Source organism: Paenibacillus hamazuiensis (assembly GCF_023276405.1).
Taxonomy (GTDB): Bacteria; Bacillota; Bacilli; order Paenibacillales; family NBRC-103111; genus Paenibacillus_AF; species Paenibacillus_AF hamazuiensis.
This window is the reverse complement of sequence record NZ_JALRMO010000001.1, coordinates 387406-402479: the sequence shown is the minus strand read 5'-3', so window position 1 is coordinate 402479 and position 15074 is coordinate 387406. Positions and strand designations below refer to the sequence as shown.

13 protein-coding genes are annotated in these 15074 nt (G+C 53.6%); 8 read left to right on the top strand and 5 right to left on the bottom strand.

All coding sequences use genetic code 11. The annotated features are described in order from the left end of the window. Positions 1 to 20 precede the first annotated feature (20 nt). On the top strand, positions 21 to 1217 hold the full coding sequence (locus tag MYS68_RS01625; RefSeq protein ID WP_248924147.1) for an extracellular solute-binding protein: 1197 nt from the start codon (positions 21 to 23) through the stop codon (positions 1215 to 1217). A gap of 8 nt (positions 1218 to 1225) precedes the next feature. Then, a complete protein-coding gene (locus MYS68_RS01620) occupies positions 1226 to 2062 on the top strand; it encodes an ABC transporter permease (protein WP_248924146.1) in 837 nt (278 codons plus the stop codon). A 19-nt stretch (positions 2063 to 2081) separates the two neighbouring features. On the opposite strand, the gene speD is transcribed toward MYS68_RS01620, so the two are convergent. Then, positions 2082 to 2888 carry an adenosylmethionine decarboxylase gene (gene speD / locus MYS68_RS01615; RefSeq protein ID WP_248924145.1) on the bottom strand — a complete coding sequence of 269 codons (807 nt, stop codon included), beginning with the start codon at positions 2886 to 2888 and terminating at the stop codon, positions 2082 to 2084. Between the two features lie 133 nt (positions 2889 to 3021). Between speD and MYS68_RS01610 the strand changes: the two genes are divergently transcribed. Next, entirely contained in the window at positions 3022 to 3597 is a 576-nt protein-coding gene (locus tag MYS68_RS01610; protein WP_248924144.1) for a DUF421 domain-containing protein, read from the top strand. 393 nt (positions 3598 to 3990) lie between these two features. On the opposite strand, the gene MYS68_RS01605 is transcribed toward MYS68_RS01610, so the two are convergent. Further along, complete coding sequence (locus MYS68_RS01605) at positions 3991 to 5520, bottom strand: extracellular solute-binding protein (protein ID WP_248924143.1); 1530 nt, start codon at positions 5518 to 5520, stop codon at positions 3991 to 3993. A 230-nt stretch (positions 5521 to 5750) separates the two neighbouring features. Between MYS68_RS01605 and MYS68_RS01600 the strand changes: the two genes are divergently transcribed. Together MYS68_RS01600 and MYS68_RS01595 are read left to right on the top strand one after the other, a co-directional pair. Further along, positions 5751 to 6809 carry a bifunctional transcriptional activator/DNA repair enzyme AdaA gene (locus MYS68_RS01600; RefSeq protein WP_248924142.1) on the top strand — a complete coding sequence of 353 codons (1059 nt, stop codon included), beginning with the start codon at positions 5751 to 5753 and terminating at the stop codon, positions 6807 to 6809. Between the two features lie 141 nt (positions 6810 to 6950). Continuing rightward, complete coding sequence (locus tag MYS68_RS01595) at positions 6951 to 7796, top strand: MFS transporter (RefSeq protein ID WP_248924141.1); 846 nt, start codon at positions 6951 to 6953, stop codon at positions 7794 to 7796. 170 nt (positions 7797 to 7966) lie between these two features. Here MYS68_RS01595 and MYS68_RS01590 read toward each other — a convergent pair whose 3' ends face one another. Both MYS68_RS01590 and MYS68_RS01585 read right to left on the bottom strand, forming a co-directional pair. Beyond that, positions 7967 to 8968, bottom strand: a complete 1002-nt coding sequence (locus MYS68_RS01590) for an SDR family oxidoreductase (protein WP_248924140.1) — start codon at positions 8966 to 8968, stop codon at positions 7967 to 7969. A gap of 53 nt (positions 8969 to 9021) precedes the next feature. Next, positions 9022 to 9588, bottom strand: a complete 567-nt coding sequence (locus tag MYS68_RS01585) for a class I SAM-dependent methyltransferase (protein ID WP_248924139.1) — start codon at positions 9586 to 9588, stop codon at positions 9022 to 9024. 157 nt (positions 9589 to 9745) lie between these two features. Here MYS68_RS01585 and MYS68_RS01580 point away from each other — a divergent pair, with 157 nt between their 5' ends. Continuing rightward, positions 9746 to 10381 (top strand): TetR/AcrR family transcriptional regulator, encoded by a 636-nt coding sequence (locus tag MYS68_RS01580; protein WP_248924138.1) that lies wholly within the window; start codon positions 9746 to 9748, stop codon positions 10379 to 10381. Positions 10382 to 10562: 181 nt separating this feature from the next. On the opposite strand, the gene MYS68_RS01575 is transcribed toward MYS68_RS01580, so the two are convergent. Continuing rightward, a complete protein-coding gene (locus tag MYS68_RS01575) occupies positions 10563 to 11453 on the bottom strand; it encodes an AraC family transcriptional regulator (protein WP_248924137.1) in 891 nt (296 codons plus the stop codon). Between the two features lie 144 nt (positions 11454 to 11597). Here MYS68_RS01575 and MYS68_RS01570 point away from each other — a divergent pair, with 144 nt between their 5' ends. Beyond that, a complete protein-coding gene (locus MYS68_RS01570; RefSeq protein WP_248924136.1) occupies positions 11598 to 13577 on the top strand; it encodes a glycoside hydrolase family 127 protein in 1980 nt (659 codons plus the stop codon). A 3-nt stretch (positions 13578 to 13580) separates the two neighbouring features. Continuing rightward, entirely contained in the window at positions 13581 to 14999 is a 1419-nt protein-coding gene (locus tag MYS68_RS01565; protein WP_248924135.1) for an ABC transporter substrate-binding protein, read from the top strand. Positions 15000 to 15074 lie beyond the last annotated feature (75 nt).

The window sequence follows — 15074 nt, the reverse complement described above, 5'->3', positions numbered from 1 at the left end:
ACATTTGGAGGGGACAATTGATGAAAACATGGTTGACAGGCAATGCGAAAGGTAAAATGCTGGCCGCAGCAGGTCTGGCATTCGCCGTGGCGCTTTCCGGCTGCGGCAAAGCGGAACCCGCGTCCGGAGGCAATGCAGCCGCCGGCACCCCGGCTCCGGCCGCCAAGAAAGAAGATGCGAAACCGGTCGAGCTCTCTTTCTACTTCTCCGGCTCCGCCAATGTGAAGGAAATGTGGGAAACGCTCGCTCCGCAGTTTGAGAAAGCGAATCCGGGCATCAAGGTCAAGCTCGTTCATTTGCCGGACGGCCAAGCCGAAGGCGCTGCGATCGACAAAGTGCTCGGCGCGAAAAAAGCGGGGCAAAAAAGCGTCGATGTGGACCTGTTCGAAACCGGCCTCAGCAACTTGACGAAAGGCGAAAAGGACGGTATTTGGGAGAAGCTGACCCAATCCTCCATTCCGAACCTGAGCAAGGTCGACGCCGCTTACATGAAAGACGTTCACGAGCTGGCCGTTCCTTACCGCGCATCGTCCGTCATTTTGGCCTACAACAGCAAAAACGTGCCGACGCCGCCGAAAACCGCCGACGAGCTGTACCAATGGATCAAGCAGCATCCGGGCAAATTCGCCTACAACGATCCGGCGACAGGCGGCTCCGGCTCCTCGTTCGTGCAAACGGCAATCTACAACTTCCTGCCGGCGGACGCGATCCACAATCAGGATCCGGCCATCATGAAGGAATGGGACAAAGGTTTCGCGCTCCTGAAAGAGCTCGGCCCGTACATGTATCAAAAAGGCGTTTACCCGAAGAAAAATCAAGGCACGCTCGACATTTTGGCCAGCGGCGAAGTCGACATCATTCCGGCCTGGTCCGACATGGCGCTCGAGCAGCTTAGCAAAAAAATGCTTCCCGACACGATCAAGCTGACGCAGATCGAGCCGGCCTTTACCGGCGGTCCCTCATACATCGCCATTCCGGCCATGTCCGAAAAGAAGGAAGCGGCGCAAAAGTTCATCAACTACGTGCTCACTCCGGACGCTCAGACGGTGATCATCAATAAAATGTTCGGCTACCCGGGCATCAAATGGTCCGAAATGCCGGCCGATTTGCAGAAAAAGTTCGAAAGCGTGGCGAAAGGCTACCGCACGTTCACCATCGGCGCGCTCGGCGACGAAATCAACAAACGCTGGCAGCGCGAAGTCGCCGGGGGGCAATAAGCGGCCGTATGGAGACGAAACAGCGTAACTTTTTGGGGATAGCGATGGTTATCCCCTCTTTTCTCATCCTGCTGCTCGTTGTCGTCATTCCGATCGTGTTGGCCGTGCAGGAAAGCTTCAAGGATGAGCAGACCGGCGCGTTTACATTCGGCAACTATGCGTTTTTGTTTGCCGACAAGTTCATGCGCCGCAACATTGGGTATACGCTCAATCTGACGATCGTTTCCGTCGTCCTTGTCATTTTCATCTCCTACGTGCTGGCGATGTATTTGCGGTTTAACCAGGGGCGGATTGCCGAATGGATAAGGCGGCTTTATTTTATCCCGATGTTCATTCCGTCCGTCATCGGCACGTACGGGATCATTTCGATGTACAGCAATCACGGCTGGCTCGCCCGCTTCGTCATGCTGCTCGGCGGCGAGCAGTTTCCGAAGATCATCTACAGCTACAGCGGCCTCGTGCTCGCGAACCTGTGGTTCAACATCCCGTTCACGACGATGATGCTCAGCTCGGCGCTCGCCAGCATCCCGAATTCGATCGTCGAAAGCGCGAAGGACGCCGGCGCGGGGCGGATGCAAATTTTGCTCCGCTTCATTATCCCTCTGTCGTACAAAACGATGCTCGTCGCCGTTACGTTTGTGTTCATGGGCATCATCGGCAGCTTCACCGCCCCGTTTCTGATCGGCCCGAATGCGCCCCAGGTGCTCGGCGTCGCGATGGAACAGCTGTTCGGCGTTTACAAGGAAATCGGCAAAACAAGCGCCACCGCCGTGTTTATGTTCGTGCTTTGCTCGTTTATGGGGTACTTTTATATACGGAGTATGATCAGCGAGGAGCGGCAGTAATCGCCTGCCGCCCCTCTTCTTACATTATATTTTTGCCGTAAAAGATTTCGTCCATCTCCCATTGCAAACTCTCGGTAATGAGCCGCTGCTCCTCCTCGGTTAACGCCTCCTTGGTGTACCCGAACAAATAATTGTTCAGATCGAATTTCCTGAGCCTGCATTTCGTATGAAAAATGTTCTCCTGATACACATTGACGTCGATCATGTCGTAAAGGCTTTTGATGTCATCCGGAATATAGTTTTGGATCGAGCTGATTTCGTGGTCTATAAACAGCTTGTGGCCTTTAATGTCTCTGGTGAAACCCCGAACCCGGTAATCCATCGTCATAATATCCGTATCAAACGAGCTGATCAGGAAATTCAGCGCTTTCAGCGGTGAGATCTCTCCGCAGGTGGACACGTCGATGTCCGCTCTGAACGTGCTGATCCCTTCGTCCGGATGATACTCCGGATAAGTGTGAACGGTAATATGGCTCTTGTCCATATGCGCTACAACCGATTGCATAACAGGTCCCGGCGATTCGTCGAAAGATTCCGAAGGGACGCCGGCGATCGGCCCTTCCGACACCAGCATGGTCACACTCGCGCCCTGGGGCTCGTAATCCTGCTTGGAAATGTTCAGCACATGGGCGCCGATAATATCGGACACATTTTTTAAAATGGAGGTTAACCTTTCCGCATTGTACTGCTCATCGATATATTCCAGATAAGCTTCCCGTTCTTCTTTCGTTTTCGTATAACAGATATCATACATATTGAAGCTTAACGTTTTGGTCAGGTTATTGAAGCCATGCAATGCGATCCGCTGTTCCATCGTCAGTTTCACTAGATTCGACCTCCTCGTTTTTCGGCTCGCCAACCGTATTTTATCCAATAACCCCCAACTTTACTTTAATGAATAAATCAGGAAAAGTTCGTTCACCCTAATCTTGGATCTTTATTCCAGCGGAGGATGAACTATGGAAACAGCATGGATTTGGAAGTCCAGCCTTTTGGTCATCGCAGGTATGGTGCTGCTGCGCATTGCCGGAAGAAAATCGATCTCGCAAATGAGTGTCGCCACGTCCGTTATCATGATCTCCATCGGAACGACCATCGTTCAACCGATCGCCAACAATCACATGTGGATAGCGATTGGCTCGGCGGCGATCTTCATCGTCGCGCTTTTATTGGTCGAATATTTGCAGTTAAAGATCAATTGGGTCGAAAAGCTTTTGGGAGGAAGATCCCAGGTCGTTATCGAGAACGGGCGTCTCGTCGAAAAAAATATGCGGAGCATGCGCCTTACCGTCGACCAACTGGAGATGAGGCTCAGAGAGAAGGGGATCGCGAATATCGGCGATGTCAAAACCGCTACGCTTGAGCCCAACGGTCAGTTGGGATACGAATTGATGCGGCACGCCAAGCCGGTTACCATCGGGGAATTGGAGCGCATTCTCGGCTTGACATCGCCAAAAACCGCAGAGCAAGGCGGTCTGTTCCAGGAAGTAAGCTTGCTCCACCACCCGAAGCCTGTCGATCCTCACCTGCATTAGTCCTCTCTTCCGTTAAGCGGTTAACAACGATATCGAACTTACCAACTTCCGGAGATAAAGTGAATGGGATGCGACAAAATTTTAACGGTTGCCACGGAGGTTATTGCAAGGAATTTGCTGAGTTTACAATTCTAATGGTTCTGGTTGAGGTTATTTGGGCAATATGGCGATCTCTTATCGGATCATTCTTCAAATAAGCTCATTGGCAACCATCAGAATTTGAAAATGACCATTTTCAGCTAAATAAGCTCTATCACAACCGTTATAGTTCATGAACAGCGTGCGGGCCGTGACTTCCGCGCTTAAGTGCGTTAATGAACTTAAACTTTCACTACAAAAAAAGCCCGAAACCGGGATTCCGTTTTCGGGCCTTTCTTCGCATATTACAGCGAATTACTTCGCTGCGTTTTTATACTCCGCATTGTACTCGTCGATGATCTTCTGCCCGCCGTCGCTCAGCCATTTTTGAATCGCCTTCTGGAAGCCCGCCTCGTCGAGCTTGCCTACCATGAACTGATAGGTGGCGTCTTTAATCGTATCCTGCAATCTGGCGCCTTTCTCGTTGTACGTTTTCGAATCGAGCGGCGCAGTCGGATCGGTAATCATAAATTTGACCGCATTGTTGGACAAAGTGTTGGCCTTCTCTGCAACCGGAACCGTGTAATAGGAAGGCGTTACATTGGTCGTTTCGGCGAGCGCGATGTTCAGATACGGTCTCGCTTCTTTTTCGATCAGCTTGCTGTCCGTCGACGGCAGCACTTTACCGTCCTTGAGCGTATAGTGCTCGCCCTCCACTCCGTATTTCAGCAGGTTGGCCACCTCGGGAGAGTAAAACTTGTCCATCACCGCCAAAATGGCCTTCAATTCCTTCTCCGTTTTCACGGAAGCTTTCGGGAACAGCACCACCGTGCCGTAGCCGGACTGGCCCCATGTGACCGTTTTGCCGTCGACGCCTTTAATATCGTTCGTCACATCATACTGCGCTCCCGGCACGTTGGCCGCCGTCTTCTCCTGCATCGTTTTCGCGTCGCCCATCGTGCCGATATACAATCCGGATTTGCCGGTGTACATCAGGTTCTGCTGGTCCGTCTTGCTTGTAACGGGGAAGTCCTGATTGATCAAACCTTCCTCGCGAAGCTTCCTGAAAAATTTCATCGTATCCATATACCCTTTGGTCATAAAATCGGGCACCAGCTTGCCGTCCTGAACTCCCCACCCGTTCGGCGTGCCGAATAAGGTCGCGATCGTTTTGAAAGCGCCGAACACCAAATCGTTGCGCTCCGCGAGCGGAATCGTTTTACCGCCGCCGGCGAGATCGGCTTCCTTGAACTTCTTCAGCATGTTGTAGATGTCGTCCACCGTTTTCGGCTCGGAAACGCCGACTTTATCCGCCCAGTCCTTGCGGTAAATGAGCCCGGAGCGGGCCGGCTGCCTCTCCTGGTACAGCGAATAAATTTTGCCTCCGACCGCGGTATTTTTCAAAATGTCCGGGTTCAAGTTTTTCAGGTTCGGGTAGTCCTTCAGGTAAGGGCCGATTTCCCAAAATTGGCCGTTTTTGATCGGGTCGCGCATTTGTACGAAGGAAGCCTGGTTTTTAAGATAGGAAACCTGCGGCAGCGTGCCCGTCGCGAAGGCAGCCTGAAAACGTTCGTCATAGGAGCCGTCGGGAACCCATTGAATCTCGATCTGCGCATTCGTTTTTTGCTCCAATATTTTCAGAACCTTATCCGAAGGAACCTCCGGCGTCTGCAAGTTGGCCATGATCGTTATTTTGACCGGCTGCTGGCTGCCGCTTTCGGAACCGGCGGACGGTGCGCCGCTCTCGCCTGCGCCTTTGCTGCTGCACCCGGCAACGACTGATCCCGCGAGCGCAAGCGCCAAGGAAGCGTATACAATTTTATTGCGGTTTTGTTTGCCGCTCATGTTGACCCCTCCTGCGATATTTTTTTATAAGAAATATTGTACCGCAAGATTATAGTCGTATTCTTCTTATATCATTGCTTATTTTTCCGTTTCTTTGCTTTTTTTGTCCGGTCCGACCCAAATTTACCGGCATGAAAAAAATTAATGCCCGATTTTCGGCGGAACTGTTTTTTCGGAAACGTTATAATCATAACTGTGTTCCGAACCTGCATCAGAAAAGGAGAAGCAGAATGATACCGACCGACAGGAAACTCTTGTATTATCAAGCGCTCATAGATAAAAAGTCGGAGTATGAAGGCATTTTCTATGTCGGAGTCAGAACGACCGGCGTGTTTTGCCGACCAACCTGTCCGGCGAGAAAACCTAAATTTGAAAACTGCGAATTTTTTGAGACTGCCAAGGAAGCGCTTCTGGCATCGTTTAGGCCCTGCCAACGCTGCCGTCCGCTGTCTCATCCGGGCCATGTCTCGGAGTTGGTTCGCAAGCTGGTCAACGCGGTGGAAGAAAATCCGGAACACCGCTGGACGGAAGAGGACTTCCGAAAATTATGCGTGGATGCCTCCACGGCACGTCGCCAGTTCAAGAAAAGATTCGGAATGACCTTTGTCGAATATGCGAGAGCCAGGCGAATGGGAACGGCCTTGAAGCATATCCGGGCAGGCGGCGCGGTCATCGAAGCGCAGTTGTCCGCAGGTTATGAATCCGGCAGCGGCTTCAGGGATGCGTTTTCGCGCATCATGGGTGCAGCGCCCGCCCACCTGGGCAATCAACAGATTTTAAAAGCATCGTGGTTGGATACGCGTCTCGGCCCGATGATCGCTATCGCTGATGAACAAGCGCTGTATTTACTCGAATTTATAGACCGCAGAGGCTTGGAGCGCGAGATCGAACGTCTGAGAAGGAAAACCAAATCCGCGGTCATTCCGGGCAGCACACCGCCGATCGATTCGATTGAAAAGGAGCTCCATGATTATTTCGAAGGCAAATTAGCGGAATTCAAAACGCCCGTGAAGTTGTTGGGCTCGCCTTTTCAGAAGAAGGTGTGGGATGAACTGCGGAAAATACCGCCGGGTCAGACGATTTCGTATGGCGAAATTGCCTCGGCGATCGGAAATCCGAATGGTTATCGCGCCGTAGCCCAGGCTAATGGAGCCAACCAGTTGGCGATTGTAATTCCATGCCACCGTGTTATCAACTTGAACGGCACCTTGGGCGGTTATGGAGGCGGTATATCCCGAAAACAATGGCTGCTTGAGCATGAGAAAAATGGGAGAGCAGAGGAGAGATAATATGGCGACACTCAGGCAGTCGGGCAAATGGTCCGTTTTATTCGTGGTCACGCTCGTATCATTTATTACTAATCTGGATGTATTTTAATTCTAAAGGAAGATTCGGCTCGCGAAAAAACAAAAACGGACTGGCCCGGCGTATTGACGTATGGAACAGGTTTAACCCTGCTGCTGATCTCTTTGTCCGAGGCGCAAAATTGGGGATGGGCATCGGGAAAAACGATCGGGCTGTTCGCAGCAGCGCTGCTGCTTTGGATTGCCTTCGTTTTCATTGAGAAGAAGGCAGCGCATCCTTTGTTTCATCTTGGTCTTCTCGCTTACCGGGATTACTCGATTGGGCTCGGAATCACAATGAGTTACTGTATAGGTTATTTCGCCGTCACCATTCTGCTCACGCTCTATTTGCAAGGAGCTCTGCACCTCAGTCCATTGGAGTCCGGGTTATTGCTGATTCCGCTTTCCGTGCCCCAGCTGTTCACAGCTCCGTTCGGAGGCAAGCTTGCCGATCGCGTCGGCCCCGCGAAAATGATTCTGCTCGGCTCATTTCTAATCGGTTTCGCGCTGCTGATGCTTGGGCAGCTCGACCCCGAGCTGTCGAACATGGCGGTCATCGTTCCGCTTTTGATCATTTCTGCGGCAACCGGGCTTTCCTGGCCGTCGCTTGCAAAAGCAGTGCTATCGGCCGCTCCGCAAGAGCAAGCCGGTTCCGCATCAGGCATGTTCTGGACCGTATACAACATGTGTCGGGCTATCAGCCAAGCGCTTGCGCTTGCAGTAGTTCAGTCGGCAGCCAAGACCGACGTTGCTTCACAATTGTTGTCCGGAGCGGAAGGTTATGAATGGGGCCAATCGAAGGATGCTCTGATCCATGCTTCTAACATCGGCTTCCGATTTTTCGCAATTTTTCTCGCGCTTGCAGTTGTGCTTGGACTATTTTTGCTGCAGCCGCAGCACAAGAACGCCAGGGAAGCGGCGAACATGAAGTAGCATGCTGCAATGTACCTAACCGGTTTGAGCGCCCCCGAATTTTCCGCAGCCGTCGCTTTTTCGCAGCCGCAACGGGTAACGGGCAGCTCGGCAAAGACGTGCGGCGCTGACGGCGATTGACGGCCCGCTTCTTTTCCGGCTTTCTCAATCGTCAGCGCAATTGCGGAATGTTAGTTCGACCGGTTTACACGCAACCATTCGGCGGTGTCGCGAAGCGTTTCCTCAATCGGGCGGAACGCGATTTTCAGCTCTTTTCTTGCTTTGCCCGAGTCGGTGCGAAGCTTGTGCGTCAGCACGCGCACGGAATCGACCGTCAGGTTGGTCTCTCCCTTAGTGAGCGAAGCGATTTGCTGGGATACCCAGGCCACCGTATACATCACCGCCGTCGGCATCGTGCGTTTCGGCGCGGGAATTCCGGTCGCCTGCTCAAGTGCGCGGCACAAATCGGCCAGGCTGACATGTGCGGCGGAAACGATGTACCGCTCACCGCCTCTCCCCTTCGTTACGGCGGCGAGCATCGCCCGGGCGACGTCGCGCGCATCCACGATATCGAAGCCGGAGTCGAACGTTCCGGGAATGCGCCGGTTCACGAAATCAAGCACAAACCTCCCGCTGCTGGTCGGTGCGGCATCGCCGGGCCCGAACATCCAGGCAGGCAGCACGGTGACGACCGGGAAACGATGCTCCTTTACGAGATCCGCTATCGCCTTATCGCCGAGCACCTTGCTTCGCGCATACGGGGTGAGCGCTTGTTCCGCCGGCAGCAGGTCGTCTTCGTCGCTTCGCTGCCCATTCGGGCGCCTCGCGATCGTTGCGTTGCTGCTCGTATGAATGATTTTGCCGACGCCGTGACGGCGCGCAAGCTCGAACAGCCGTACGGTGCCTGTAATGTTGACCTTCTCCAGCGCCGGCCAATGATCGCCCTGCGCCGAAAACGCCTCCCGGAAATAGGCGGCCGTATGAAACAGCACGTCGCATCCCGCCAGTTCCGGTGCGAACGCTTCGACATCGTTCATATCGCCGACCACGATGCTCGCTCCGGTATCCCCCAGAAGCTTCTTCGCTTTGCCCGCAGACCGCGCAAGCGCCTTTACCTCATAACCTTCCCGAACGAGCAGCCGGACCAGATTATTGCCGAGCAATCCGGTCGCCCCTGTCACAAATGCGCGCATACATATAAACCTCCCTTTTTTCACTGAAGTTCCACGGCCTACCGCTCTGCCCGCTATTTTTTGCGGCATACGTACACGAAAGCGGGCGGGACGTTCCAGGGAACGAACGAAATCGATTCGATTGCGAATTTGCGCTGCAGCGCCTTTTTCATTTGCAGCGTGTATTGAAATGCGACAAATTGGCCGCCCGGCTTCAGGCAGTAGTCGATTTCTTCCAGCAGCTGCTCCCTCGCCGTCTCTGCGAAATTAAAAAACGGCAATCCGCTGATGACGGCATCGAGCTGCCGTATGCCGGCCATTTCCATGTACCCCCTCATGCCAAAGGCGTCCGAACAGCAAATATATTCCGGATAACGGTGCATGAGCTCGTTTCGCAGCAGCGGGTCTTTTTCGAACAAGAGTACGGATGCATCGCCGCAATTCGCATTCCTGATGAATTTCGTGATCGCGCCGGTGCCGCAGCCCAGCTCGGCAATCGCCGAGGCCCGTTCCCAAGGGACGGCGGATACCATTTTTGCGGCAAGAAACCTCGAGCTTGGCACGACGCTCCCTATCGTCTTCGGCGAGCGCATAAATTTGCTGAAAAAAAGCCATTTGTCCTGAAGCATATTTTCGATCATCGGTCATTCTCCTTTCCGAGCTCTAACCAAAATATACACGAAAAAATAAACAAAGTAAACTATTTTATTATTATATAGTTCATTTAGTTTAATTCAGTTTACTTCGTCGCTGTTTATGTTATACTACTTGCATGACACACAACGGGAGGCAGCGGCGATGGAGAAGGCAATCGTCAAAAACAAATACTTCGACAAAATCAAACCTGTGCTCAGAAAGATCAGGTTCAGCCAGATCAATATGGATGATATGGCGAGACATATGGACATCAGCAAAGCGACGCTGTATAAATATTTTACGTCCAAGGACGAAATCATTACGATGTTCGTGGACCATTGCGCGGATTACCTGAAAATGGCCGATGCAGCGGTGGCAGACGAGGCGATTTCTTTCGCGCAGCGCTTTCGGCATTCGTACGAGCATTCGCTCAAAACCGTCATCTATATGCCCGACATCCTTTTGCATGACTTGCGGGAATTGTATCCCCACCTGTACGAAAAGCTGATGCTCGCGATGCAGGACCATATCCGAAGCATGCAGCGTTTTATCGACGCCGGCGCGGAAGCGGGAGTTTTTCGCCGGGTCAGCGCCTCGCTGTATGTCGTACAGGACGACGCGGTGCTCCGGCGCATATTCGAGCCGTCTTTTTCCATCCAATTCGATGTAACTTTAAAGCAGGCGCTCGTCGAGTTTTACTTGCTGAAAAAACACCAGCTGATAGTCCCTGAAATGCTGCACACGGTGGACGATGCGGAGGTGGAGCGGGATATCACACAAATTATTCAGAGAATATGAAACTTCCCTCTATCGCGGGATACTCACCTCCGCATACGCGAAAACGGAGCTTTAACGGAACAAAATCGTTCCGCCACAGCTCCGTTTTTTCCTTTTTTTACCGACGATAACGAAACAATCTGTTCCGCATCACAGACTATTATTGCCCGGGGAATATACGCCTCGGGGCCTCGCCCGAACGTTACCGGTGGCCGATGAACTTCTTGCGGAACGTTAACGGAGAAATTCCTTCCTGCTTGGAGAAGATGTAGGAAAAATACGAGCCGTGAGCGAATCCGGCCTCCTCGGCGATGCGCGTGATCGACCACTCCCTTTGAATGAGCAGTTTCTTCGCCTGCTCGATCCGGTATTTCGTCAAAAACTCCATCGGCGTCATGCCGTATACCTTCAGCATGCATTTCGCCAAATAATTCGGGTGATAGCTCAGCTCCTTCTGCAGCACGGCGTTCGTTATTTTCTTCCGGTAATTTTGACGGATGAAAATCTCCACCTTCTCGGCAAGCTGAACGGCCGCCGTATCGATAAGCGACGCCAAATCCCGGTCCAGATGCTGCAGCAAAAGCTGAAACACCGTTTGCCTTTTCCAGTTGCGCAGCGATTTGGGCTCGTTCCCGAGCTGATAAAACTGCTCCAAATCGTCGAGCGCTTTCGCGGACAGCTTCGTATGCTTCGGAATAAAAATCGAACACACCTCGCTGTGGTGCAGGTAAGCGTTCTTTTTGTGACTGTCGATGAGAGCGGACTGGTTCTCCAGACATGAATTCATCCCGTCGTATTCGTTCCACGCCCCGAACGTTTGAAAGTGTATCCACATGATTTCCGTTTCCCGCCGGCACGGTGCGGCCCCGTAATGGTTGCTGTCGGGCCTTAATATCAGAGCCTCCCCCTGCCCCACCTCCCACTGCGCCGAGCCCTCTCCCATAAACAAAGCCCCTTTGGTGACCACGATCAGATCGAACACGCCGATGCAGTTTCTGCGAATATGGCATTCTCCGGGAACATAATAGGCGCGGCCGCAGTCAACGAAATACGGAATCGGCGGGGAAATGAAATGCAGAACGGAACCGTTCATACCCGGCTTCCCCCTCTCTCAAGGTTGAAATTTCTAAAAAACAGGTTGCAAAATTGGATATTAATCCCATGATACACAATGTATGATAATAAATAAAGCGTTTACTTTTATAATGCGATTTTAAAAAAATGAAGGAGCTGTTATATGCGGATATCAACGGAATCTAAACCGCTGCCGCTGCGCCAAATCAGCATTCAAGACAACTTCTGGTCCGAATATATCCGGCTCGTTCGGGAGGTTGTCGTACCTTATCAATGGGAGGCGCTGAATGACCGCATAGAGGGGGTGGAGCCAAGCCATGCCATTCGAAATTTTAAAATCGCCGCCGGTCTGGAAAAAGGATCGTTTTACGGCATGGTGTTTCAGGACAGCGATGTCGCCAAATGGCTTGAAGCGGTGAGTTATTTGCTTGAAGCGGAAGCGAATCCGGAGCTGGGGCGCCTGGCCGACGAGGTGATTGAGATTATCGCCAAGGCGCAGCAGGCCGACGGGTATTTGAACACGTATTTCACGTTAAAGGAACCCGGCGGACGTTGGACCAATCTGGCGGAATGCCACGAGCTGTACTGCGCGGGCCACATGATCGAAGCGGCCGTCGCCTATTACAGCGCCACCGGAAAAAGCAAGCTCCTTGAGGTCGCCTGCCGGCTGGCGGATTGCATAGACGGAGCCTTCGGCCCGGAAGAAGGAAAAATCCGCGGATACGACGGGCACCCGGAGATCGAGCTGGCGCTCATCAAACTGGCCCGCACAACGAACAACGAAACATATGCGGAGCTTAGCCGGTTTTTCGTGGATGAGCGGGGTAAAGAACCGGGCTTCTACGAGCTCGAATTTCACCGCCGCGGCGGAACGGTCCATTTTCCGTCGCTCGATATGGTGCATGACCGCGCTTACAGCCAGGCGCATATGCCGGTCAGGCGGCAGGAAACCGCCGAAGGCCATGCGGTGCGCGCCGTGTACCTGATCGCCGGCATGGCGGACGTCGCCGCCGAAACCGGCGACCTCGAGCTTCTCGAAGCTTGCCGGAGGCTGTGGAGAAATATCGTGTCGAAGCGGATGTATGTGACGGGCGCCATCGGGTCGATGGCTCAAGGCGAATCGTTTTCCCTCGACTACGATCTTCCCGGCGATACCGCTTATGCCGAAACGTGCGCATCGATCGGACTGATTTTCCTTGCGCACCGGATGCTGCAGATCGAAGCGAAAAGCGAGTACGCCGACGTTATGGAACGGGCTTTGTTTAATACGGTCATCAGCGGCATGTCCCAGGACGGCAGGCATTTTTTCTACGTGAATCCGCTGGAGGTTTGGCCCGAGGCGTGCGGCAAAAATAAAAATCTCGATCATGTAAAGCCGCAGCGGCAGGGCTGGTTCGGCTGCGCATGCTGCCCGCCGAATATCGCCAGATTGCTTGCTTCTCTGGGGCAATATGTGTATACGGCCTCGGAAAATACGGTTTATGCCCACCTGTTTATCGGCAGCGAGGCGGAATTCTGTATGGCCGACGGCCATAAGGTAAAGCTCATCCAGCATTCACAGCTTCCATGGGAAGGGAAAGTGCAATTCGAGCTGGTTTTGGAAAATGCGGTCCCGTTTACGCTTGCTGTCCGGGTTCCGGACTGGTGTCCGGAAGCTCGTCTTCGCATTAACGGAGACGATTGGCCTTCCGATCCCACGGTAGACGGCTATGTGCGCATCGTGAGAAACTGGCAGCCGCAAGACGTGGTGGAGCTGGACCTGGCCATGCCCGTGCTGCGGATCAAGGGGCACCCGCTTCTTCGCGAAACGGCGGGCAAGGTTGCGCTGCAGCGCGGCCCGGTCGTCTATTGCCTGGAAGAGGCGGATAACGGACCGAACTTGCATCAATTTGCGCTGCCCGCCTCCTCCGAACCTTCGGCTCATTTTGACCGCGGCTTGCTTCGAGGACTTCAGATCATTCAAGCGGCGGCCGAACGGGCGGTAGCGGAGGAGTGGGACCAGCAGCTGTACAAGGCGAATGAAGCGGTCCGGACGGAGCCCGTTACGGCGACGTTCATCCCTTATTTCGCCTGGGCAAACAGAGGACTCGGCGAGATGACGGTTTGGGTCCGCGAAAGCTATGGAAATCCATTGGAGGGATAATCAATGAGATCGATGAAAAAAAGCTTGACGATCGCCGCAGCCGTCGTAAGCCTCGCGGTATCCGCGATCGGCTGCAGCTCAAACGAGCCTGCTTCCGGCACGGCGACGCCCGGGGCCAAGCCGGCCGATTCGCCGAAAGCGGGCACGTCCGGTTCCGGCGAAAAGATCACTCTCGTCTATACGGACTGGGCCAACAACGAGGAAGCCAAATCCTACCGCAAAGTGCTGGACAAATTCGAAGAAACGCATCCGAACATCAAGATCGATTACCAGAACATTCCTTACAACGATTACGGCGCCAAGCTGTCGGCTATGGCCGCCTCGAACACGCTTCCCGATATCGGCAACCTGCTTGAGGGACAGGCGCTGAAATGGGCGGAATCGGGCAAGCTGATGGACCTGTCGCCGTATTACAAGGACGGCACCGTCTCGCCGAAGCTGGAAAGCAACAAATTCGTCACCCCCGACGGCAAAACGGTCGGCTACAGCATCGCCAACGAAGTCATCCTGATCCATTACAACAAGGATATGTTCGACGAAGCGAAGGTTCCCTACCCTCCTGCCGAAACGGACAAAGCGTGGACCTGGGACCAGTTTGTCGATACGGCGAAGAAGCTGACCAAGGACAAAAACGGCAAGCACCCCGGCGAGGCCGGCTTCGATCCGAAAAACATCGTGCAGTACGGGGCTCAGGTGAATACGTCGGCGATGTTTTTCTGGATTCCGTTCGCCGTGAGCAACGGCGGCGGGCTCGTGTCCGCCGACGGCAAGCAGCTGCTCCTCGGGAATCCCGAAACCGTGGAGGCGGTGCAAAAAATCGCCGATCTCGCCCTCGTCGAGCACGTTTCCCCGACACCGGCCCAAAGCTCCGGCCTGCCGGGAGACATGGGCCAAAAGCTGCTGTCGAAGAAAGTGGCCATGGTCATCTCCGGTCAGTGGGAGCTCGTCAACATTAACCCGATCGTCGGCAAATTCAAAAACGGCGTAGGCGTGCTGCCGAAGTTCAAAACGCCGGTCACCGGCAATACGGGAACGCCGGTCGCCATCTTCAGCACGATGAAGCATCCGAAGGAAGCCGTCGAGCTGTACAAATACATCATGGACCCCAGCAACAGCCAGTCTAACTTCGACAGCGGCGTCTGGATGCCGACCGAGGTCAGCTGGTACAAGGATGACGCGCTGGTCAAAAAATGGACGGCATCGCCGGTGCATCCGCCGGAGTACAAAACCGCCGTCGTCGATTACGCGATGAAAGCGACCTCCCCTACGCCGTGGTTTTATCTTCCGACCTACAACCGGATCGACGAAGTCGTAAACCCCGCCATGGATGCGGTATGGTCCGGCTCGAAATCGGCCAAAGACGCGATCGCCGCGCTGCTGCCCAAAGTGAAGCCGATTTTCGACAGCGGCAAAGCCAATTAATCGCAGGAAATCGGCCTATCTGCAAGGCCGGGGGAGCGCACTGCGTTCTCTCCCGGCCCCTACAATGACATGGAG